Source organism: Amycolatopsis sp. FDAARGOS 1241 (genome assembly GCF_016889705.1).
Classification (GTDB): Bacteria; Actinomycetota; Actinomycetes; order Mycobacteriales; family Pseudonocardiaceae; genus Amycolatopsis.
In genome coordinates this window covers 2929688-2950880 of sequence record NZ_CP069526.1, presented here as the reverse complement: position 1 = coordinate 2950880, position 21193 = coordinate 2929688, and the positions used below count along the sequence as shown (strand labels likewise).

Annotated in this window: 21 protein-coding genes and 3 pseudogenes; 16 read left to right on the top strand and 8 right to left on the bottom strand. The window is 71.9% G+C overall.

Annotated elements, in window-relative coordinates; translation table 11 throughout:
• Window positions 1-64 precede the first annotated feature (64 nt).
• From I6J71_RS50685 to I6J71_RS14570, 4 genes and pseudogenes are all read left to right on the top strand, one after another.
• Window positions 65-655 (top strand): annotated as a pseudogene (locus tag I6J71_RS50685) (4-hydroxyphenylacetate 3-hydroxylase N-terminal domain-containing protein); the annotation flags it as partial.
• Window positions 656-719: 64 nt separating this feature from the next.
• Window positions 720-962, top strand: coding sequence for a hypothetical protein (locus I6J71_RS50680; RefSeq protein ID WP_370542212.1), 243 nt, complete (start codon window positions 720-722; stop codon window positions 960-962).
• Between the two features lie 35 nt (window positions 963-997).
• Complete coding sequence (locus tag I6J71_RS50675) at window positions 998-1465, top strand: 4-hydroxyphenylacetate 3-hydroxylase C-terminal domain-containing protein (protein WP_370542211.1); 468 nt, start codon at window positions 998-1000, stop codon at window positions 1463-1465.
• 33 nt (window positions 1466-1498) lie between these two features.
• Window positions 1499-2278 carry an enoyl-CoA hydratase gene (locus tag I6J71_RS14570; RefSeq protein ID WP_204095206.1) on the top strand — a complete coding sequence of 260 codons (780 nt, stop codon included), beginning with the start codon at window positions 1499-1501 and terminating at the stop codon, window positions 2276-2278.
• A gap of 15 nt (window positions 2279-2293) precedes the next feature.
• Here the strand turns inward: I6J71_RS14570 and I6J71_RS14565 are convergent, their stop codons facing one another.
• Window positions 2294-3091 carry a DUF1684 domain-containing protein gene (locus I6J71_RS14565; protein WP_204095205.1) on the bottom strand — a complete coding sequence of 266 codons (798 nt, stop codon included), beginning with the start codon at window positions 3089-3091 and terminating at the stop codon, window positions 2294-2296.
• Window positions 3092-3255: 164 nt separating this feature from the next.
• On the opposite strand from I6J71_RS14565, the gene I6J71_RS14560 reads away from it, so the two are divergent.
• Genes I6J71_RS14560 through I6J71_RS14550 form a run of 3 tightly spaced genes read left to right on the top strand, consistent with a single transcriptional unit; the run spans window position 3256 to window position 5593 of the window.
• The gene (locus tag I6J71_RS14560; RefSeq protein ID WP_204095204.1) at window positions 3256-4734 is read left to right on the top strand and encodes a glycosyltransferase family 39 protein; all 1479 of its coding nucleotides are present in this window, start codon (window positions 3256-3258) and stop codon (window positions 4732-4734) included.
• 21 nt (window positions 4735-4755) lie between these two features.
• On the top strand, window positions 4756-5226 hold the full coding sequence (gene rnhA, locus I6J71_RS14555; RefSeq protein ID WP_204095203.1) for a ribonuclease HI: 471 nt from the start codon (window positions 4756-4758) through the stop codon (window positions 5224-5226).
• Window positions 5213-5593, top strand: a complete 381-nt coding sequence (locus I6J71_RS14550; protein ID WP_204095202.1) for a YchJ family protein — start codon at window positions 5213-5215, stop codon at window positions 5591-5593. Before rnhA ends, I6J71_RS14550 begins: the two co-directional genes overlap by 14 nt.
• Window positions 5594-5600: 7 nt before the next feature.
• Here I6J71_RS14550 and I6J71_RS14545 read toward each other — a convergent pair whose 3' ends face one another.
• A complete protein-coding gene (locus I6J71_RS14545) occupies window positions 5601-7022 on the bottom strand; it encodes a carboxylesterase/lipase family protein (protein ID WP_204095201.1) in 1422 nt (473 codons plus the stop codon).
• Between the two features lie 70 nt (window positions 7023-7092).
• On the opposite strand from I6J71_RS14545, the gene I6J71_RS14540 reads away from it, so the two are divergent.
• On the top strand, window positions 7093-8979 hold the full coding sequence (locus I6J71_RS14540; RefSeq protein WP_204095200.1) for a Na+/H+ antiporter: 1887 nt from the start codon (window positions 7093-7095) through the stop codon (window positions 8977-8979).
• A 28-nt stretch (window positions 8980-9007) separates the two neighbouring features.
• Window positions 9008-9694 carry a histidine phosphatase family protein gene (locus tag I6J71_RS14535; RefSeq protein ID WP_204095199.1) on the top strand — a complete coding sequence of 229 codons (687 nt, stop codon included), beginning with the start codon at window positions 9008-9010 and terminating at the stop codon, window positions 9692-9694.
• Here I6J71_RS14535 and I6J71_RS14530 read toward each other — a convergent pair.
• The 3 genes and pseudogenes from I6J71_RS14530 to I6J71_RS14520 form a co-directional block, all read right to left on the bottom strand.
• Window positions 9670-10476 carry an ABC transporter permease gene (locus I6J71_RS14530; protein ID WP_204095198.1) on the bottom strand — a complete coding sequence of 269 codons (807 nt, stop codon included), beginning with the start codon at window positions 10474-10476 and terminating at the stop codon, window positions 9670-9672. The two genes, I6J71_RS14535 and I6J71_RS14530, sit on opposite strands and share 25 nt — an antisense overlap.
• A 227-nt stretch (window positions 10477-10703) precedes the next feature.
• Window positions 10704-11198 (bottom strand): MmpS family transport accessory protein, encoded by a 495-nt coding sequence (locus I6J71_RS14525; protein ID WP_204095197.1) that lies wholly within the window; start codon window positions 11196-11198, stop codon window positions 10704-10706.
• 208 nt (window positions 11199-11406) lie between these two features.
• Window positions 11407-11800 (bottom strand): annotated as a pseudogene (locus tag I6J71_RS14520) (NUDIX domain-containing protein).
• A 39-nt stretch (window positions 11801-11839) separates the two neighbouring features.
• Between I6J71_RS14520 and I6J71_RS14515 the strand changes: the two are divergent.
• On the top strand, window positions 11840-12505 hold the full coding sequence (locus I6J71_RS14515; protein WP_370542134.1) for a helix-turn-helix domain-containing protein: 666 nt from the start codon (window positions 11840-11842) through the stop codon (window positions 12503-12505).
• Window positions 12506-12533: 28 nt separating this feature from the next.
• Here I6J71_RS14515 and I6J71_RS14510 read toward each other — a convergent pair whose 3' ends face one another.
• On the bottom strand, window positions 12534-14030 hold the full coding sequence (locus I6J71_RS14510) for an FGGY-family carbohydrate kinase (RefSeq protein ID WP_204095196.1): 1497 nt from the start codon (window positions 14028-14030) through the stop codon (window positions 12534-12536).
• Window positions 14031-14123: 93 nt separating this feature from the next.
• Between I6J71_RS14510 and I6J71_RS14505 the strand changes: the two genes are divergently transcribed.
• The 6 genes and pseudogenes from I6J71_RS14505 (at window position 14124) to I6J71_RS14485 (ending at window position 18206) form a co-directional block, all read left to right on the top strand.
• Window positions 14124-15101, top strand: a complete 978-nt coding sequence (locus I6J71_RS14505) for a LacI family DNA-binding transcriptional regulator (RefSeq protein ID WP_204095195.1) — start codon at window positions 14124-14126, stop codon at window positions 15099-15101.
• A gap of 485 nt (window positions 15102-15586) precedes the next feature.
• The gene (locus I6J71_RS14500) at window positions 15587-15853 is read left to right on the top strand and encodes a hypothetical protein (RefSeq protein ID WP_204095194.1); all 267 of its coding nucleotides are present in this window, start codon (window positions 15587-15589) and stop codon (window positions 15851-15853) included.
• 236 nt (window positions 15854-16089) lie between these two features.
• Complete coding sequence (locus I6J71_RS14495; protein ID WP_204095193.1) at window positions 16090-16257, top strand: hypothetical protein; 168 nt, start codon at window positions 16090-16092, stop codon at window positions 16255-16257.
• 59 nt (window positions 16258-16316) lie between these two features.
• Window positions 16317-16465, top strand: a pseudogene (locus I6J71_RS48160) (IS481 family transposase); the annotation flags it as partial.
• Window positions 16466-16917: 452 nt separating this feature from the next.
• A complete protein-coding gene (locus I6J71_RS14490) occupies window positions 16918-17499 on the top strand; it encodes a DNA-binding protein (protein WP_204095192.1) in 582 nt (193 codons plus the stop codon).
• Between the two features lie 50 nt (window positions 17500-17549).
• Window positions 17550-18206 (top strand): RES family NAD+ phosphorylase, encoded by a 657-nt coding sequence (locus I6J71_RS14485; RefSeq protein ID WP_204095191.1) that lies wholly within the window; start codon window positions 17550-17552, stop codon window positions 18204-18206.
• A 7-nt stretch (window positions 18207-18213) separates the two neighbouring features.
• Here the strand turns inward: I6J71_RS14485 and I6J71_RS14480 are convergent, their stop codons facing one another.
• Together I6J71_RS14480 and I6J71_RS14475 are read right to left on the bottom strand one after the other, a co-directional pair.
• Window positions 18214-20178 carry a S9 family peptidase gene (locus I6J71_RS14480; protein WP_204095190.1) on the bottom strand — a complete coding sequence of 655 codons (1965 nt, stop codon included), beginning with the start codon at window positions 20176-20178 and terminating at the stop codon, window positions 18214-18216.
• A gap of 38 nt (window positions 20179-20216) precedes the next feature.
• Window positions 20217-21182 carry a TerC family protein gene (locus I6J71_RS14475; RefSeq protein ID WP_204095189.1) on the bottom strand — a complete coding sequence of 322 codons (966 nt, stop codon included), beginning with the start codon at window positions 21180-21182 and terminating at the stop codon, window positions 20217-20219.
• Between the last annotated feature and the right edge of the window lie 11 nt (window positions 21183-21193).

The following is a 21193-nucleotide window of genomic DNA, read 5'->3' as shown; positions in this document are numbered from 1 at the left end:
GGCTCACTGTCCGCAGCGGACGCCGCGAAGTGACCACCGTTTCCCACGAGAAAGCAGACGACACATGGGTTTGCGCACGGCGAAGGAGTACCGGGGTGGGTTGCGCGACGGCCGCCGCGTGGTCTGCCGCGGGCAGCGGATCGACAGCGCGGCCGACCACCCGGAGCTGACGCCGGCCGTCGACCACTCGGCGAACTGCTACGACATCGCGCGGTCGCAGCCGGAGCTGGCGGTAGCCGGCGGCGCCGAACCGTACTCGGCGTTCTACCGCGTGCCGCGCTCGGCCGAAGAGCTGCGAGCGCGCGGCGAGCTGATCGAGGCCGTTTCGCGGCTGGGCGGTGGGATCATCGTGCTGAAGGAGGTGGGCAGCGACGCGATGTTCGCGCTGCTGCGCACGCTCGAAGGCGAGGAGCTGGCACGCGCCGAGGCGTTCCACGAGCGCGTGTGCCGCGACGATCTGGCGCTCGCCGTCGCGCAGACGGACGCGAAGGGTGACCGCGCGCTCGCGCCGCACCAGCAGGAAGATCCGGACCTGTACCTGCGAATCGTCGACGAGGACGCCGGCTCGATCACCGTGCGCGGCGCGAAGCGCCACACCTCGCACTCGGCGAACGCCGACGAACTCGTCGTGCTGCCGACGCGCGCGATGGGCCCGCACGACGCGGACTACGCGGTGTCCTTCGCGATCCCCGTGGACACGCCCGGGGCTGAGCATCTACGTGTCGCCCTGCCTCGCGGGCGAGCGCGACCCGTTCGACTTCCCGCTTTCGTCGCAGCACAAGATGCTCGAAAGCCTCACGGTCTTCGACGACGTGCGCGTGCCGAAGGACCGCGTGTTCCTCAACCGGCGGCCCGAGCTCGCCGGACCGCCGGCCGTCGCGTTCGTGGACTACCCACCGGTTCACGGCGATCGACTACAAGCTGCCGCTGCTCGATCTTCTCGTCGGCTCGGCGGTCGCTGATCGCGGAGTACAACGGGATCGCCCGCGCCGGCCATGTGAAGGACAAGATCGCGCAGCTCATCGCCTACGCCGAAACCGTGCGCGGGCTGGCCGAACTGGCGGCGCTGCGGTCGCGCCCGGGAGAGCACGGCATCCAGCAGCCCGACCCCGTCGCGGTGAACACGGCGAAGTACAGCTTCGCGCACGGGTTCCACGACGCAGCGGCGAAGCTGATCGATCTGGCGGGCGGCCTGCTCGCGACCGGCCCGGGTGGCGAGGACTGGGCGAACCCGGAAATCCGGGCGGTGCTGGAGCAGCACTACGCGGCTGCGGTGCCGGCCGAGCCGCGGCTGCGGTTGCTGAACCTGATCGCCGGCCTCACCGCCCGCGACTACGGTGGCTACCAGGCCGTGCTTGCCACGCACGCGGAAGGGTCACTGGAGGCGGAGAAGCTGCAGATCGCCCGCACCTACGACCCGGCGCGCGCCCGGGCGTACGCCAGCCGGCACGCCGGACTCGCCTGACCCACACCCCACTCGCCGAGGAGGACCCCGACCGTGTCCACTGAACCGCCGGTGCGGATCGACCACGACGGTGCCGCGCTGCGCATCACCTTCGACCGGCCCGACCAGCTCAACGCCCTGACCACCGCGATGGTCACCCGCGCGGCCGACGCCGTCGAGGCGGCCGTGACCGACGCCGGCGTCCGCGTCGTCGTGCTGACGGGCGCCGGGCGCGCCTTCTGCGCCGGCGCCGATCTGGCCGGTCGCGACCTCGAAGCCGACCCGGACACCGGCACGATCGACGCGGCCAACCGGCTCACCGGGCTGCTGCGCGCGATCCCGAAACCGGTGCTGGCTGCGGTGAACGGGCCCGCGGTCGGCGTCGGGTGCTCGTTCGCGCTGGCCGCGGACCTCACCGTCGCCCGTGAGTCGGCCTACTTCCTGCTGGCGTTCGCGAACGTCGGTCTGATGCCGGACGGCGGGTCCACCGCGCTGGTGCCGGCCGCGGTCGGCCGCGCGCGGGCCGCCCGGATGGCGTTGCTCGCCGAGCGCGTGCCGGCGCCGCAGGCCCTCGACTGGGGCCTGATCTCGCACGTCGTGCCGGACGACGAGTTCGACGCCGAGATCAGCCGGCTCACGACCAAGCTGGCCGAGGGCCCGACCGCCGCGTACGCGCAGACGAAACGGGCCTTGGCGGCCGCGTCGCTCGCTCAACTGGACGGCGCGTTCGCCGTGGAGCGCGAAGGCCAGTCCGCGCTGTTCGGCACAAAGGACTTCGCCGAGGGCGTGGCCGCGTTCCGGGCGAAGCGCCGCCCGGAGTTCCGCGGCGAGTGACGGACCGGGCCGGCGTCAGCCCTGCCGCTCGTAGGGCAGCTTCTCCCCCGCTTCCACGGCGAACGGGAGCCGGTTGCCCTCGGGCGGGAGCGGGCACGTCGCGAAGTCGATGAACGCGCACGGCAGGTTCACGGCGCGCGTGAAGTCCAAGCGGACGCGCCCCTGGTCGTCGGGTTTGCCCAGCTGCAGCGAGCGGTTGGCGGCGTAGGTGGTGACCCCGCTGGTGGCGTCGGCGAACAGCACCATCAGCGCGCCGTCGGGCTTGCCGAACACGGTCAGCGTGTGCTCGGTGCCGTCGTGGGTGAACCGGACGACACCGGGCGCGGTGTACACGTGCGACAGTCCTTCGACCACCGCACCGACCGTGACCGGCCGCGGCTCGGCGAACGGTTCGAACCGGCCTTCGAGCGACCACCGCTCCTTGGGGGCATACGCCGGGATTCCCCGGAAGTTCTTCAGCACGGGCGCCTCCGGGTCGTGCACGCGCAGCAGGTAGCCGGTCCGCCGCGCCACCTCGATCTCCACCGCTCCGGCGACGACGCGCACCGTCGGCCCGCTGTTGACCAGCTCGAACCGCCGGACGCCGGTGACGGGTTCACCCTCGTACTCGAGGTCGGCCCCGGTCGGGTCCACGTACGCGGCTTCCGCGTCCTGCCACCACTTCCCGGGCACGCCCGGGTACTCCCTCGGCTGCTCGTCCAGCCAGTCGAGGGAGACGATCGCCAGCCAGCCGTGGGGTGCGGCCAGCTCCTTTTCGCGGTCGGCCTTCCAGTCTTCCCAGGCCCGGGTGAAGTCCTGCGTGGTCGCCGTCATGCCCGTCCTTCCGTCGCGAAGCCCTTCTCCCTTGGTCAACGCCGCGGCGCGGATGATGTTTCCCGCGTCCCACGATCCGAATGCAACACAGTCGTGAGGAAGTTTCCGGTGCCCTGGGCGCCCTGCCCGCAGTACCATGCGCCTTCTCTGGGGAGGGGCGCGCAATGGGGGAAACCGCCACCGAGACCACCGCGCGAAGAACGCCGTTCGCGAGCGGCGGGGTCGCCGTCGTGGCACTCGCGCAAGCCGTGGTGCTCACGGTGCTGTCCGAGGCCTACGGCTTCCACCGCGACGAGTTCTACTACCTCGCGGCCGGCAAACGCCTGGCCTGGGGCTACGTCGACCAGCCGCCGCTGACACCCGTGCTGGCGCGGCTCGCGACCAGCCTGTTCGGCGAAACGCCGGCCGGCCTGCGGGTGGTCGCGACGGCGGCCGGGGTGGCGACCGTGGTGGTGCTGGCGCTCGTCGCACGGGAGCTCGACGCCGGATACGCGGCGCAGGTCGTGACTTCCGTGGTGACCGCGCTGTCCGGCTACGTCCTCGTGGTCTCGCACCTGCTGTCGACGACCACGATCGACATGCTGGTCTGGTCGGTCCTGGGCCTGTTCGCGATCAAGCTCCTGCGCTCCGGCGACAACCGGTGGTGGCTCGCCGTCGGCGCGACCACCGGCGTCGCACTGTTGAACAAGTGGCTGGTGCCGCTGCTGCTCGCCGCGCTCGGGATCGCCGTCCTCATCGCGGGCCCGCGGCGGATCTTCCGCACCTGGTGGCTGTTCGCGGGGGTCGCGCTCGCGCTGGCGCTGGTGTCGCCGGTGCTCGGCTGGGAGGCGCGCCACGGCTTCCCGATGTTCACCGTCGCCGGCGGGATCAGCGACGACGACGGCACGGCGAACCGGCTGACGTTCGTGCCGCTGCAGCTCGTGTACCTCTCGCCGGTGCTGGTGCCGGTGTGGCTGGCCGGGATCGTGCGGCTGTGGAAGACGCCGCGGCTGCGCGCCATCGCCCTCGCCTACCCCGTCCTGTGCGTGCTCCTGCTCCTCGCCGGCGGCAAGCCGTACTACTCGCTGCCGCTGCTGATGGTGCTCACCGCCGCGGGGGTGCAGCCCGCGCTCGACTGGTTCGCGCGCCGCCGCGCGCGGCGGTGGTGGCTCGTGGCCGCGGCCCTCGGCGCGATCGTCTCGCTGGCGATCGGGTTGCCGATCCTGCCCACGGCGGCGCTCGGCCCCGTGCTCGTGCTCAACAAGGAGCAGGGCGAGCAGGTCGGCTGGCCGGGGTTCGTCACGACCGTCGCCGGCGTGTGGCGACAGATCCCCGGCGACGACCGGGCCGACGCCGTCATCTTCACCAGCAACTACGGCGAAGCCGGCGCCGTCGAGCACTTCGGCGCGGGCTCCGGCCTGCCCGCGCCGTACTCCGGCCACATGTCCTACGCCGACTGGGGCCCGCCGCCCGACCGGCTCGACGGCCCCGTGGTGCTGGTCGGCGAGTTCGACCGGCCGGCCCGCGCGTTCACCGGCTGCCGCGTGGTCGCAACGCAGGACACCGGCGCCGACAACGACGAGCAGGGCACACCCGTCTCCCTTTGCACCGGCACCACCGCGCCGTGGTCGGTGCTCTGGCCGAGCCTCCGCCACTTCTACTGACCAGGTCGGTAGGGTCACCGCGTGACCGAACAGGCCGTGGAGATCTACACCGACGGAGCGTGCAGCGGCAACCCCGGCCCCGGCGGCTGGGGCGCCTTCCTGCGCTACGGCCGCCACGAGCGCGAGCTCTACGGCGGCGAGAAGACGGTGACCACCAACAACCGCATGGAGCTGATGGCGCCGATCCAGGCACTGGAGAGCCTCAAGCGCCCGTCGGTCGTGAAGATCTACACCGACAGCACCTACGTGCGCAACGGCGTCACGCAATGGCTGCCGCGCTGGAAGAAGAACGGCTGGCAGACCCAGGCGAAGCAGCCGGTGAAAAACGCGGACCTGTGGCAGCGCCTCGACGCCGCCGGCGAGCGCCACGAGGTCGAGTGGCTGTGGGTCAAGGGCCACGCCGGACTGCCCGAGAACGAGCGCGCCGACCGGCTGGCCGTGAAGGGCGCGCAGGAAGCCGCGCAGTCCGGGGTCAAACGTGCCCGCGGCTGACCGCTGTCCCTGCGGACTGCCCCAGCCCTACGCCGAGTGCTGCGGCCGCTTCCACGAGGGCCGCCAGAGCGCGCCCACCGCCGAGCTGCTCATGCGCTCGCGCTACAGCGCCTTCGCCGTCGGGAACCCCGAGTACCTGCTCGGCACCTGGCACCCCGACACGCGCCCGAAGCGGCTGCGCCTCGAGGCCGGGCAGGAGTGGACCGGCCTCGAGATCCTCGGCGGTACCGGCGGCGGGCTGCTGCAGAACGAGGGCACCGTCGAGTTCCGCGCGCACTACAGCTACCGCGGCCACGCCGACACGCTGCAGGAGAACAGCCGCTTCGTGCGCGAAGGCGGCAAGTGGTTCTACGTCAGCGCCCTCTGACCGGACCTCAGAGCGAGTCCCAGAGCCGGCGTTGCCCGGCGTCCGGATCGGACACGGTGGTGCTCACGTCGTCGAACAGGCGCGTGATCCGCTCGACCGGTTCGTAGGGCGCCCAGCCCGGGTCGCCGGTCGTCACGAACCGCACCCACGTGTCGAACATCTGCGTCGCCATCGCCTGCAGCCGGGCGGGGTCCGGCTTGGCCAGTGCGAAGAGGAACCGCCAGTTCTTGTTGCCGATGTCGTCGAAGACCAGCGGCAGGTCGAGCCCGTGGACGGCACCGAGACCGCGCCCGCGCGGCGCGATCCGCCAGTCGAGGCGGTACATCCACGCGGTGCCGCCCGCGGCGTGCTGCGTCTCGGCCAGCCGGATCGCGGGCAGCCACCAGTCGCCGGCCGTCCGCACGCGGTTGCGCAGCTGGTCTTCGGGCCACTCCGGCAGCAGCGCCCGGTAGGCCGAAACGCCCTTCTCGATGCGCTCCTCGTCCAGCATGGTCGAGCCAGTACCGAGCAGCTTGGCGCTGCCGCTCTGCAGCCACGAGAACAGGTCCTGCTCGTCGGCCGTCGTCCCGGTGAGCAGCCGGACGTCGCGCGCGGAGCCTGCGGCCACGGCGTTGCCGGGAACGCGCGGCAGCAGGTCGTCGTCGACGACGACGCGGTAGGTCACGAGCGTGCCGGAGGCGGCCGCGACGCGTTGCTGCGCCTCGAGGATCCGCATCACCGGCAGCGTCGCGAGCTCCGCCGGCGCCACGCCGAGGTCGGCGAGCACCGCACCGGCCACGGCCTCGCTCTCGGCGGGTGTGTGCACGACCGAGCCCACCCCTGTGCCGCTCTGCACGATCGCCTGGCGGAACAATCCGCGCGCTCGCGGCACCGCGAGGATCGTGCCCACCGTGCGCCCGCCGTTCGACTGCCCGGCCAGCGTCACCCGATCCGGATCGCCGCCGAACGCGGCCACGTTGGCCCGCACCCACTCCAGCGCGAGCACCTGGTCGTGCAGCGAGAGGTTGCCGTCGGAGACGCCCGGCAGCCGCAGCATCCCGAGCACGCCGAGGCGGTACCCGACGGTGACCACCACGACCCCGCGCCGCGCGTACGCCGACGCGTCGAACTGGTGCGGCGAGCCCAGCACTCCGCCGCCGCCGTGGATCCACACCAGCACCGGGTACCGACCGGGGGCGGCAGGCGCGTACACGTTGACGTACAAGCAGTCCTCGTCGCCGGTGAACCCGCGCCCGGTGACCTCCGGCTGCGGAGCGCGCGCCGCGAACCGCGTCGCCTCGCGGACGCCGGTCCAATGCGAAACCGGCTGCGGCGGGCGGAAGCGCAGCGCGCCCACCGGCGGTTCGGCGTAGGGCACGCCGAGGAACAACGCCACTGCGCCACGGACTTCGCCACGCACCGCACCGGCCTGGATCTGCACCGTCGTCACGCGGGCAACCCTAGTGACCGGGCCGGGCCCGGTGTGGTGTCCCGCGAGCACGCGCGGACGCGTCCGGGTGATGATTACCCTCGTGCACATCGCGGCGGAGTTGGTGGCCCTGGTCGTGACGGTTCTCCTCGTCACGGTCATCGCGCGGCGTCTGGACTGGTCGGCGCCCCTGTGTCTGGTCGCCGTGGGAGTCGCGGCGTCGTTCGTCCCCGGCTTGCCGGACTACCAGCTCGACCCCGAGGTCGTGCTGATCGGGCTGCTGCCCCCACTGCTGTACTCGGCGTCGATCCAGACGTCGCTGGTCGCGTTCCGCAAGCTGCGCGGGCCGATCGCGACGCTGTCGGTGGGCCTGGTCGTGTTCACCGCGCTCGGGGTCGGCGCGGTCGCGTGGGCCGTGATCCCCGGGCTGCCGCTGGCCGCGGCGATCGCGCTCGGCGCGGTGGTCGCGCCGCCGGACGCGGTGGCGGCGAGCGTGGTCGCGCGCCGGGTCGGCATGCCCCGCAAGCTCGTGCGGCTGCTGGAGGGCGAGAGCCTGTTCAACGATGCGGCCGCGCTCGTCACGCTGCGGACCGCCATCGCGGCGCTGGCCGGCGCGGTCAGCATGTGGCAGGTCGGGTTCGACTTCGTGCTCGCCGCGATCGGCGGGATCGTGGTCGGGCTCGCGATCGGCCTGCTCGCGACCGTGTTGCGCAAGCGGCTCGAGGAGCCCGTGACGGACACCGCGCTGTCGTTCGTCGTGCCGTTCGTGGCCTACCTCGTGGCCGAGGAGCTGCACGGTTCCGGGGTGCTCGCCGTGGTCGTCTGCGGGCTCATGCTGGGCCACGAGTCGCCGCGCATCCTCTCGGGCTCGACGCGGCTGGCTTCGCGGCTCAACTGGCAGACCGTGCAGTTCCTGCTCGAGAACCTGGTCTTCCTGCTGATCGGCCTACAGCTGCGCGGGATCATCACGGAGGTCGGCAAGTCCGGGCTGTCGGTGGGGGCGCTCGTGGGCATCTGCGCCGCGGTGCTCGGCGCGACGATCCTCACGCGTGTGCTGTGGCTGCTGGGCATCGGCGTCTACAAACGCATCACCGCCCGCTTCACCACGAAGGCGAAGATCTGGCCGTGGCGCTACTCGACCGTGATCGCGTGGGCGGGGATGCGGGGGGTGGTCACGCTCGCCGCGGCGTTCGTGCTGCCGGCCGACACCCCGCAGCGCGCTGTGCTGGTGCTGGCGGCGTTCACGGTCGTGGCCGGCACGCTCGTGGTGCAGGGCATGACGCTGCCGACCCTCATCCGACGGCTGCGCCTGCCGCGCCCCGACCCCGCCGAGGACGCGCTGCAGGAAGCCGCGGTGGTCAACGACATGACCAACGCCGCGCTCGCGAGGCTCGACGAGATCACCACCCCGGACGACCCGCCGGACGTCGTCGAGCGCCTGCGCGATCGCCTGCAGTACCGCGCCGATTCCGCGTGGGAACAGCTCGGCCGCCAGAGCGCGCTCGCCGAAACCCCGAGCGACGCGTACCGGCGCCTGCGGTTGCAGCTGCTGGAGGTCGACCGCGAGCAGTTCCTGCTGGCCCGCGACAACGGCATGGCCGACGACACGGTGCTGCGGCGCGTGCTGGCGCACCTCGACATCGAGGAGTCACTGCTCGACCGCACCGAGGAGGAAGCGCCGGTCGTGGAGCGGGAGCTGAGCACACCGGCCGTCACGGCGCGCTCGTGCAAGCACCTCGCGCACCCGTGGCGGGACGTCGACCCGAGCTCGCAGGACGTCTGCGCGGCGTGCATCGCGGAAGGCACCACCTGGGTGCACCTGCGCATGTGCCTCAAGTGCGGCAACGTCGCGTGCTGCGACTCGTCGCCGCGCAAGCACGCGACGCGCCACTTCCACGACGAGCGCCACCCCGTGATGCGCAGCTTCGAACCCGGTGAAACGTGGCGCTGGTGCTTCGTGGACAAGCAATTGGGCTGAGCCCCCTCGCCCGGCTAGGGTCGGCGGCATGAGCACGCCCGAGCAGGAAGTCGAGTACCGCCAGCACCGTTTCAGCCCACCGCCCGGAGCCACCGAGATCTTCCTGGTGCGCCACGGCGAATCCGCGCCCGCCCGTGCCAGCGCGCCGTTCGACCTCGTCGCCGGCCAGGCCGATCCCGACCTCGCGCCCGACGGCCGCGATCACGCCGCGCGCGTGGGCGAGCGGCTCGCGGGTGAGCGCATCGACGCCCTCTACGTCACCACCCTGCGCCGCACGGTGCAGACGGCCGCGCCGCTCGCGGAGAAACTCGGCCTCACCCCGACCGTCGAGCCGGACCTGCGCGAGATCAACCTCGGCGAGTGGGAGAACGGCCTCTTCCGCCAGCACACGACCGAAGGCCACCCGATCGTCGACCGGCTGTGGGAAGAGCAGCGCTGGGAGGTCATCCCCGGTGCGGAGTCCGACGAGGCGTTCGGCCGGCGCGTGCGCGCGGCGATCACCCGTATCGCGGAGGCGAACCCGGACCGGCGCGTGGCGGTGTTCACCCACGGCGGCGTGATCGGCGAGGTGCTCGCCCAGGCGAGCCGCGCCGTCGACCGCTTCGCGTTCCTGGGCGCCGACAACGGTTCCGTGTCCCACCTCGTGGTGCTCGGCGACCGCTGGATCGTGCGGCGGTTCAACGACACCGCTCACCTGGCCGCGCCGCTCGGCTGACGCCTCGGCGTCCACGTGAACACCCGGCGCCGGCGCACCTGCTCGTCGCGGCGGATGAACCCCGCCGCGACGAGCTGGACGGTCGTCAGCACCGCGATCGCTTCCGCCGCCAGCAGCCCGATCAGCACCAGCGCCTGCGCGACGCCGGCTTGGATCGGGCCGGCACCACCCAGCAGCAGACCGACGTAGGCACCCGGCAGCGTCACCAGGCCGACCGTGCGCGTCTGGTCGAGCGCCGGGATCAGCGCCTGCCCGGCCGACGGGCGGCAGATCTCGAGCGCCGCCAGCCGCGGCAGGAATCCCAGCGCCAGCGCGGCTTCGTACTCGCCGTGGCGCTGCACCAGCTCGTCGAGCGCCCGGCGCGCGGCCAGCGAGGTGGCCGTCATCGTCCCGCCGATCACGATCCCGGCGATCGGCACCACCGTGATCGGCCGCGGCGGCACCACGCCCGACAGCAGCACCAGCGCGAGCACCGGTGCCACCCCCGCCGCGAGCGCCAGCGCCACCCAGCCCAGCCGCCGCGGCACGCCGATCCGCGCCGCCGCCGTGACGGCCGCGATGCCGAACATCAGCAGCACGAACAGCCCGGTCAACCACCCGGATCGCAGGATCACCGTGATCACCAGCGACACCAGAGCCAGCTGGCCCACCGCCCGCACCGCGGCCCACACCACGGCGCGGCCCTGCCCCAGCTCCCCGAACCTCATCACCGCGGCGCCCGCCAGCGTCAGCAACGCCAGGACGACGACCAGCGCGGGCCCGAATTCGATCGCACCGTTCACGCTGCGATCCTGCCTCAGGTCCGGCCGCCGCGGAGGTGCGCGCTGTGTGGCTGCGGCGGACACGCTGAGGGCAGTCGGGACCAGGTGGCTGACGAGCGCCGCCCCGGTCGATGCGGCGCTGAGGTGAGCGAGCACCGACGACGTCAGGCGGGCTTCCCGGCGGAGGCGCCGGCGCGCTGTCCAGGCAGGGTCAGCTCCGGCGGAAATGCCGTCGGGTCAAGCGCGGGTCAGGCGCTGCAGCTGAGCTGCGCGCCCTCCCGCGAGACCGACTTCTCCGCGACCACCGCGCCGTCCACGGTGATGCGGCAGGTCAGGTCGCCGGCGGCGGCGCTCTGGGCGGCCAGGCTGGCGAACTCGGCCTCGCTCGCGGGCGCGGTGCGCGTGACCGTCACCGACCACGGGGTCGTGACCGCGGCCTGCTGTTCGAGCCCCGAGTCGGCGCCGACGTAGGTGAGATTGCGGGCGCCCGCGGCGCCGAAGAGCGAGTAGACGATGGTGCGGGTGACGTCCTGGACGGCCGCGGGCTCGGCGGGCGCGACCTCGGCCGGGGCCGGGGCCGGGGCCGGTGCGGCAGGGTCACCGGCCCCGGGGGCCGCCTTGGGCATGACGTACGCGGCCACCGCGAGCGCGACGGCGACGACGCCGACCACGACCACCACACTGCCGAGCGGCTTGAGCCGGCCCGGCCGCGGTGCCGGCGGAGTCGTGGCAGGAACACCCATGGAGAGGTCTTCTCTCGTTCGAGCGCACTTCCATCGAGTACGACATCAGGGTTCTCGCCCCAACGTCACGCGGCGTTAGCCAATCCGAAAAAATTGATGAAACTTCACCCTTTCGGGCGGCCCAGTGGACCGCTCACCGGGTGTGGTCACCACGCACGATGCCGATAACACCGTTGCGATACGCGGTCACGGAGAGTCATCTCGGGTCTCAGTCGACGAGCCCTTGCTCGGCCAGCAGCCGCAGGACCCGCTGCCCGGCGGGCGGGCACGCAGCGCCATCACCGCTGCCGAGCCACGCGGCTTCGGCGATCTCTGCCGACGCCACCGGTTCGCCCCTGTGTTCGGCCATGTAGCAGGTCACGCGGACGCGGCGGCCGTCGGCGAACCCGTCGGCCCGCTCGTCGAGCAGCGCGAGGAAAGCTCAGCGGGTCGAGTTCGACGCCCAGCTCCTCGCGGATCTCCCGGCACAGACCGGCGACGTCGCTCTCCCCGGGCTCGCGCCTGCCGCCCGGCAAGGAGAACTTCTCCTTGCCCCGCGTGCGCACCGACAGCAGCCGCCGGTCGCGGATGTGGACCCAGGCCAGTGCGTCGATCGGCGTCATGACTCGCGTTCTGTCGTACCGGGCGGGGACAATCGGGGCGTGTACTCGGAGATGACGGCACCCGAGCCGGTGCGCGCCGTCGTCCGCTGCCTGTGGGAGTCGGTCGAGGCGGGCCCGAAGCGGATCGTGCCCGACGGCTGCGTCGACCTCGTCGCGGGAGACGGCGAGGTGTTCGTCGCGGGGCCGGACACCGGGCCGTGGTCGTCGGTCAGCACGCCGGGCGCGGCTCTGCGCGGTCTCCGCTTCCACCCGGGCGCGGCACCGCCCGTCCTCGGCGTGGCTGCCGACGAACTGCGCGACCGCCGCATCCCGCTCGCGGACCTGTGGGGCCACCGCGGCGCGCTCCTCGCCGACGCGGTGCTCGGCGGGCGGCGCACCCTCGCCGACGTCGTGCGCGAGCAGCCCGCCGAACCGGACGAAGCGGTCGCCGAACTGCTGGCTTACCTGCGAGAGGCCCCGGCGCGCGTGGGCGCTCCGGCGTCGGCCGTCGGCGAACGCCAGCTGCGGCGGCGGTTCACGGTGGCCGTCGGCTACGGACCGGCGACCTACCTGCGCGTGCTGCGGTTCCAGCGAGCCATCGGCCTCGCCCGGCGAACGCCCGGGCTGGCCGAGCTCGCCGCGCGCGCCGGGTACGCCGACCAGGCCCACCTCAGCCGCGAGTGCCGCACGCTCACCGGCCTCACGCCAAGCGCGTTCTTCTCCTGAATCGCCGACCGGGCGCCGGCAACCGCGGTCACCCCTCGTGATCCGCCGCCCGCTGCTGCTGTCCGGCCAGGAAGTGCGCGACGTCCACCGTCGCCGGGTACAGCGCGCGATAGCGGGCGTAGAACTCGTCGTACACGTCGGCGCGCGCCGGATCCGGGCGGACGACCTCGGCGATCGGGTTCCAGGCGCCGATGTCCGGTGCCATACCCACGGCGATCGCGGCCAGGAGCGCGTCGCCGAACGCCGCGCCGATCGTCTCGGTCGGCACGTGCTGGTCGGCGCGCGTCACGTCGCTGACGATCTGCGTCCACACGCGACCCTGCGTGCCGCCGCCGACCGCCACAAGTCGGCGGCCTTCGGCCGGGCCCATCGTCTCGAGGTTGTGGCGCACGCCGTAGGCCGTGCCTTCGAGCGCCGCCCGGTAGAGGTCGGCTTTGCCGTGGGAGATCGTCAGCCCGGCGAGCACACCGCGCGCGGCCGGGTCCGGCACGGGCGTCCGTTCGCCCGCGAAGTACGGCAGCATCAGCAGCCCGCGGCTCCCGGCCGGCACGTCGCCCGCCGCGGCCACGAGGTCGGCGAACTCGCCACCGACGAGCTCGCGCAGCCAGTCGGTGATCGCCCCCGACGTCGCCATTCCCGCGGCCAGCGAGTACGTGCCCGGGAACGCGCCGTTGGTGGCCCACAGGCCCGGCACCGGCCGCGGGCGCGCCACGGTCTGGATCAGGAACATCGTGGTGCCGTACATGACCATCGTGTCACCGGGCGCCCGCACGCCCGCGCTCGCGGCTTCGGCCCAGGCGTCGACCGTGCCGCACGTGACGGGAAGTCCTTGCGGCAGACCGGTTTCCGCGGCCGCGGCCGCGGTCACGGTACCGGCGACCTCCGTCGGCCACGCGAGCCGCGGCAGCGTGACGCGAGGAGCCACGAGGCGCGCCCAATCCTCGGCCCACGTCCCGGCCCGCAGGTCGTACATCGGGTCGCACTGGCTCGCCGAGTGGTGGTCGAGCACGTACTCGCCGGTCAGCCGAAGCGCGAGGTACGAGCTCGCCATGAGGAACAGTTCGGCACGCTGGGCAACCTCCGGTTCGTGGCGGTACAGCCAGCGCCACTTGGGTCCGACCGCCTGGCTGGACAGCGCGCTGCCGGATCGTTCCACAATGGACTCTTCGCCGAGTTCCCCGGTCAGCTCGGTGATCTCCGCGCTCGCACGCGTGTCGACGCCGTAGAGGATCGCGGGCCGCAGGGGCCGGCCGGCGGCGTCGGCGGGCAGCAGCACGGGCCCGATGCCGCTCACGGCGAGCCCGGCGAGCGGCCGGTCGCCCGCCACGGCGGTGAGCTCGCGGACCAGCGCGGTGAAGCCGGCCCACCACACGTGCTCGGCGTCGTGCTCGAACCAGCCGGGCCGCGGCCGGGAGGTGGTGTGCGCGCGTCCGGCGCGCGCCAGTATCGTGCCGTCCGCACCGACGAGCACGCCCTTGGAGCTTGAGGTGCCGATGTCGGTGCCGACCAGCAGTCCCGGATCCACGAGTCTCCCCCGGCAAGCGGACGGTAAACGATTACTCGGGACGCTATTCTTCGGGTACGAAGGTGTCAAGCAAGCCTGGACGAGGAGGTCACGGTGGCCACCATCAGCGACGTCGCCGCGCGCGCCGGCGTCTCCACCGCGACGGTCTCCCGGGCCCTCAACGGCAAGTCCACAGTGGACCCTGAGCTCGCCGCGCGGGTTCTGGTGGCTGCCGAAGAACTCGGCTACCACCCCAACGGCCTGGCCCGGAATCTGCGCCGTCAGGAGACGGCGGTGCTGGCCCTGATCATCTCCGACGTCGAGAACCCGTTCTTCACCGCGATCGCGCGCGGGGTCGAGGACCTCGCGCAGGTTTCCGGGTACTCGGTGGTGCTGTGCAACTCCGACGAGAACGAGGACAAGGAGCGCCGCTACATCGACGTCGCGCTCCAGGAACGCGTCGCCGGCGTCGTGCTCTCGCCCACCGGCCGCTCCACGAACGTCGACCGCCTGCGCCGGCAGGGCACGCCCGTCGTCGCGGTCGACCGGCCGCTCACCGGCCCGGACGGCGACCAGGTCCTCGTCGACACCCGCCGCGGCGCCCGCGGCGCGACCCGCCACCTCATCGCCGAGGGCTACCGGCGCATCGGCTGCCTGTCCGGCCCCGCCGGCGTCCGCACGGCCGACGACCGGCTCGCGGGGTACCTCGACGCCGTCGGCGAGGAGAATGCCGTGTTCCGCCGCACCGGCTACCGCGCCGAAGGGGCGCGCGTGGCCGCCATGGAGCTGCTCGACCTGCCGGAACCACCCGACGCGCTGCTGGTCGCCAACAGCACGATGACCATCGGCGTCCTGGAAGCCCTGTCGGCCCGGCGCCTGCGCCCCGGCCGCGACATCGGCATCGTCTCCTTCGACGACGCTCCCTGGACGACGCTGATCGACCCGCCCCTGACGGTCGTCGCGCAGCCCGCGTACGAAGTCGGCCGCGTCGCCGCGCAACTCCTGCTCGCCCGCATCGCCGACAGTACCCGCCATCCGACGACGACGACCCTGGAAGCGCGGTTGATCGAGCGGCAGAGCTCACGCCGCTAGTCCTCAGGCCGGCCGAAACGTTGGTATCGGCCGGCCTGAGGATGGGCACGGGTCTTTCGGCGGCAGGATGATGGGTGCGGCCAACTCGTCCGTCGAGCAGAAAGACGCGTCCATACACCACCGTAATGCCCCGCTGTCTGTCGAGGGTCGCCGCCGGCTCACCCGCATCCACCGCCTGGTCACCGACATTCAAGCTGGGTGTGCGGCGTTGAGCCTGTCTCGTCGGCCGGCGGGAGGGATCGGGGTCGTCCGGCACCCGCCTGTGAACGTTGTTTGACCGAGTGGAGCGCTGCGCGACTCCTTGCCTGTTGACCATGCTGGCGGGCGGGGCCACTGCCGGAGTTCGAGATGCCCTGTTAGGAACCCGGTGACCATGTCCTGATCGAGGCGGATGTGGATCCCTGTTAGCGAATGTCTGGTGCGGCTCGGACTCCCACGGCGGTGCGGCGGCCGGATCCGAATTCACGCGAGCAAGGGAGCCGGCATTGATCGTTCGGATGGGCATCGACCTCGCGGTCCGCGCGCAGCACCAAGCCAGCATGGCCGACGAGCAGGGACGCGTGCTCTGGTCCGGGCACCGTTTCCGCACCCGCAGCGAGGAACTGGATCGGTTGTGGGCACGGCTGCCCGACGGCGTCACGGCTGCGGAGGTGACGGTCGTGATGGAGCAACGGCGCGTGCCACCGCGCCCACGACTTCGCGACGCCCTGCACGGCGCCCTACACCCGACGCCACAACGGGAAACTCTGTGAAGACTTGTGCTGGCGCTGCGTCGGGGCCGGTCTGACCCCGGCCAAGGTATGACCGACCGATGGTGGTGTCCTGCGTTCGATTCGTCGGCCGGCTTCGCTGCAGCGCCGTGGTGCGCACCGGCCAGGCGGAACTGACCTGATAGGAGCTTGCGAGAAGCCCCCGTCACAGGCTTGTCGCCCGCCCGGCCGGTTCGCTCCATCCGTCAGATCAGCCCCGGCGGAGGAGCACATCCGGCATGACCACCCAGACGGCTATCGAGCCAGCAGCTGTTGCCGTGATCGGCGGCGTCGACACCCACAAGAACACCCACTACGCGGTGCGACCGATGGCCAGGGCCGCCTATTGGGCCATCGGGAGGTCCCCGCCAATGACCGCGGCTACGCCGACTTCTGGCATGGGTTGAGGAACACGGCGAAGTAGTCACGATCGGAGTCGAGAGCACCGGATCCTTCGGCGCGGCTCCGGACCCTGGCCGAAGAGTTTCTCTACGCCCGCGCCTGGACCGGCGAACAGCAACGCACCACAGCTGCGGCCGTCTGGAACGTCACTGACAACCACCAGCGACCCGGCTTCACACCGGCGTCACCCACTTCATGGCCTCATCCAGCTAGCCGCCCGCCGGTCGAAGAGGCCACGCCGCCACGAATCCGGCGCCGAATGGGTGCGGCCGGCGCCGCAGAAATGCGTCTCGCTGGAATTTCAGCCGCACCGCCGGCGCCGAAAGAACGTTCCGAAAGGACGACGTGCCTGGTGGGCCGGCAGTACCGGCCCGCCAGGCACGTCCCACCCCCTGTCCCCCCAGCACCGGTTGGCCCGCAGGCCACCGGAGCCCGCAAACAGCCCGAGGCGGGAAATCGATTACCAAACCGAAAGTAAGGGGCACCACGGGCAGGTGTCAAGCGCACGAAAGCCTGGACAACCACGCCACGAGCCGGGCACACTGAGGCGAAAACTCCTACACAAAGTGTCGAACTGTGTGCAGTACGTGTCGATCACTGGTGAATTCACCCACAGGTGCGGCGAGGATCCGCACGAAGCCGCACACACGAGCTAGTCTGGGCGCATGTCAGCCGCGCTGGAGAACGTCCTCGCCAAAGCGGGGCTCAAGGCCGACGCCACCGAGTTCCTCACGCTCGTGGAGGACGCGGCGCGCAGGCTGTCACCGCCGAACCCGGACCCCTCGCACTACTTCTCGCCCGACCAGCAGGCGGCGCTCACGGACGTCGGCCTCGACCTCACCCCCCACGGGGAGGACGAGCCGGACTTCCGCGCGCGCACCGTCGCGGCCCACGCCGTGCTCGCCGATTCCGCGCTCACCGTCACGCAGGCCGCCAAGGCCCTGAACGTCGACGACAGCCGGATCCGCCACCGCCTCAAGGAAGGCCGGCTCACGGGCTGGAAGGACCAGGGCTGGCGGCTGCCGTCGTGGCAGTTCGCCGGGAGCGGTGTGCTGCCCGGCCTCGAGGTGGTGCTGCGCGCGGTCCCCGAGGACCAGCCGGCGCTCGTCGTCGCCGCGTTCATGAACACCCCGCAGGACGACCTGCTGATCGGCGACCAGCCCGCGACGCCGCGCCAGTGGCTTCTCGCCGGCGGCGACCCCGAACACGTGGCGCGCCTCGTCGCCATGCTGGGCTCGCCGTTCTAAGCTGAGCAGCCCACGAAGATCACCGACACAGGACGGACGACCCCCGACGCATGGCCCGGCTCCCGCTGCCGCCCGCGCGGTCCGTGCTGGTCAACGAGCTCGATCGCGCCCACGACGTGGTGGCGGTGCAGCCCGAGACCAGGCTGGTCCGCATCTTCACCGCGCACGGAAACCACCCGCAGCAGTGGAACTCGTTCCGCTACACGGGACCGTTGCCTCACGGGCGTTTCGACCAGCAGCCGCCCGGGCGCGGCGGCCGGCCGGTGACCGATCCGGCCAACGGCGTGCTCTATTTCGGGCTGACCGTGCGCACGAGCGTCGCCGAGGTGTTCCAGACCAGTTCGACCGTCGACCGCAAGACGCGCGGGCCGCGGCTCGTCGTCGTGCGCCCGATGCGCACACTGCGGCTGCTCGACCTCACCGGCCTGTGGCCGACGCGGGTGGGCGCGTCGCAGGAGATCTCCAGCGGGCCGAAGAAGATCACGCAGGCGTGGGCGCGGGCCATCCGCACGGCGCTGCCCGACCTCGACGGCCTCTGGTACCGCTCGTCCATGGACTCGGGGTTCCCCGCCCTGTGCCTGTGGGACCCGCCGGCGGGCACCGCGCTGCCGATCGCCCCGGATGTCCTGCTGCCGCTGGATCACCCGGGGCTCGACGTCCCGCTCGGCCGGGTCTGCGAGGAGCTGAACTACACGCTCCTGAACTGAACCCGCGTCAGGCCAGGTGCCGCGACCACCAGTCCAGCACCGCGTCGAAGCGCTGCACCCGGTGACGCGGCCGGCCCGAGCGCGACAGCTCGTGGCCCTCGCCCGGGAACAGCAGGAACTCCGCGTCGGCGCCGGCGCGGCGCAACGCCACGAACATCCGCTGCGCCTGCTCCAGCGGGCAGCGCCAGTCCTGTTCGGAGTGAACGACGGCGAACGGGATGCTGATGTCCGCGGCGTAGGTCAGCGGGCTGCGGTCGCGCAGCACCTCCGGGTCGGTGCCGATGTAGGCGTCCACGAAGAAGTAGCCGATGTCGGAGCTGCCGAGCATCGAGTCCCACGCGTTCACGGCCCGCTCGCTCCACGCCGCCTTGAACCGCTCCGGGTGGTGCGAAGCGACCCAGCTCGTCATGAAGCCGCCGTACGAGCCGCCCATGATGCCGACGCGCGACGAGTCGAGGTCGCGCCGCTCGAGCGCCTTGTCGAGCAACGCGAGCACGTCGTCGACGTCGACCGTGCCGAAGCCGAACGTGATCGCGCGGCCGTGGCTCTGCCCGTACCCCGCCGAACCGCGCGGGTTGCCGAGCACCACGGCGTAGCCGGCCGCCGCGTACACCTGGGCTTCGTCGAACACCGCCCAGTCCTGCTGAGCGAACGGCCCGCCGTGGACCACGCGCAGCACCGGGTGTGGGCCCTCGCCTTCGGGCAGCACGAGCCAGCCGTGCACGGGGTAGCCGTCCGGCGCGGTCGTGGTGAGCTCCTCGACCGTGCGCAACCCCTTGTCGCGCAACGCCTTCGAGTAGTCGGTGAGCACGCGCGGGCCAATCGCGTCGAGTACCACCACCTCGCCGGCCGTCTCGGGTGTCGCGACCACCGCGACGACCGTGGCGCCGTCGGCGGCGAACCCGCGGACCACGACGTGGCCGTCGTGCAGCACCCGCAGGTCCGAGAGCGCGGCGGCGTCGGCCGCCGCCGGCACCGCGCGCAGCTCCACCGCGCCGCGGTTGCGGACGGCCACGAGCACCTCGCCATCCATCGGCACGGCGTGACCGGAGCCGCTCTCGATGTCGACGGTCTCGATGTCGGTCAGCCGGCGCGCCTTCACGGGGCCGCCGGCCTCGATCGTGGCGGCGTACAGACCCGTGTTGCAGGCTTCGCGGTGTCCGTCCTCGTAGGACGAGCCGTAGAAGAACAGCGTGCCGTCCGGGCCGAACACGGGCTGCTCGGCGTGGCCGTGGCACACCACGAGCAGCTCCGGTTCACCACCGCCGGCCGGAAACGCGACCAGGTCGTTGTAGTCGGTCTCCACGCGGTCCCAGTCCTGGGGCACGGTGACGACCACGCGCTCGCCGTCGGGTGTCCACACGGGATCGCCGACGTCGTAGCTGTCCGGTGAGACGGGTTCGAGCTCGGGCAGCTCGGCCGCGTCGAGCGCGCCAACGGCGTCGAGCACGAACAGCCGCTTGGGCCGGTCGCGCAGGAAGCCGACGTCGTCGATGCGGTAGTCGAAGCGCGTGATCCGGCGCGGCGCCTCGGCGGTCGGCTCCGGCGTCTCGCCGTCGGCGTCCTCGGTGCCGTAGCGCCCGGCCTCGGGCACGCGCGCGGTGAACGCGAGCCGCCGCGAGTCCGGCGCCCACACCGGCGCCGCGGCGCCCAGCTGCAGCTTCGTGAGCCGCTTCGCTTCGCCGCCCGCCGCGGCCATCACGTGGACCTGGGGCTTGCCGTCCGGGCCCTCGCCGTCGCCGGTCCGCAGGAACGCGACCCAGCGACCGTCGGGCGAGATCGCCGGTGCCGCGTCGTGCGGGCCGTGCGTCCATGGCGTCCCGTCTCCCCCTCCCCCGAGCTCCACGCGGCGGATCGAGCCGTGGTTGGAGTTGGAGCCGAGGTCGGGGTGGGTGACCGCGGTGAGCAGCAGATCGCCCCGGAGTGCGGGGTGACCGGGAACGACGAGGGCTTCGATGTCGGCTGGTCGCATGCCGACGACCGTACCGGATCATTAGCAAAGCGAAAGACTTATTTCGCGGCGACTTCCGCCCGTTCGTCCCGCTTCGCCTTGAGCAGGCTGGCGACCGTGGTGATCGCCAGCACCACGACGATCACACCCAGGGACACCCAGTTGTTGATGTCCAGCCAGTCGGGGGCCACGTGGTACTCGTGCAGCGCGTGCACGAACAGCTTCGCCCCGATGAAGGCGAGGATCACCGCCAGGCCGTAGGACAGGTACACGAGCTTGTTCACCAGGCCACCGAGCAGGAAGTACAGCTGCCGCAGGCCCATCAGCGCGAACGCGTTGGCGGTGAACACGAGGAACGCTTCCTGCGTGATGCCGAAGATCGCCGGGATGGAGTCGACGGCGAACAGCAGGTCGGCCGAGCCGATCGCGACGATGACGACCAGCATCGGCGTGATCATCCGCTTGCCGTTCAACTTCACGACGTACTTGTGGCCGTGGAAGTCGTCGGTGACGGGGGCGATCTTGCGGACCCAGCGGGTCACCGCGTTCTCGTGGTACTCCTCTTCCTCGTCCTTCTTGCGCAGCATGCTGATCGCGGTCCAGATCAGCACCCCGCCGAAGATGAAGAACACCCACACGAACTGGGCGATGAGCGCCGCACCGACGGCGATGAACACGCTGCGCATGGCGAGCGCGAGCAGGATTCCGACGAGCAGCACGCGGTGCTGGTGGATCGCCGGCACCTTGAACGACGCCATGATGATCATGAAGATGAACAGGTTGTCGACGCTCAGCGAGTACTCGGTGATGTAGCCGGTGAAAAATTGCACGCCCGGGTCGTGCCCGGCGAACACCCACACGCCGATGCCGAACGCGATCGCGCAGGCGATGTAGAAGATCACCCAGCGCGCGGCCTCACCCGCTTTGATCGCGTGGGGCTTGTGGTCGACGATCACCAGGTCGAGGGCGATCAGGGCGAGCAGGCCGCCGACCGTGGCGATCCACAACCACAGGGGAACGGTCATCACAGCAGAAC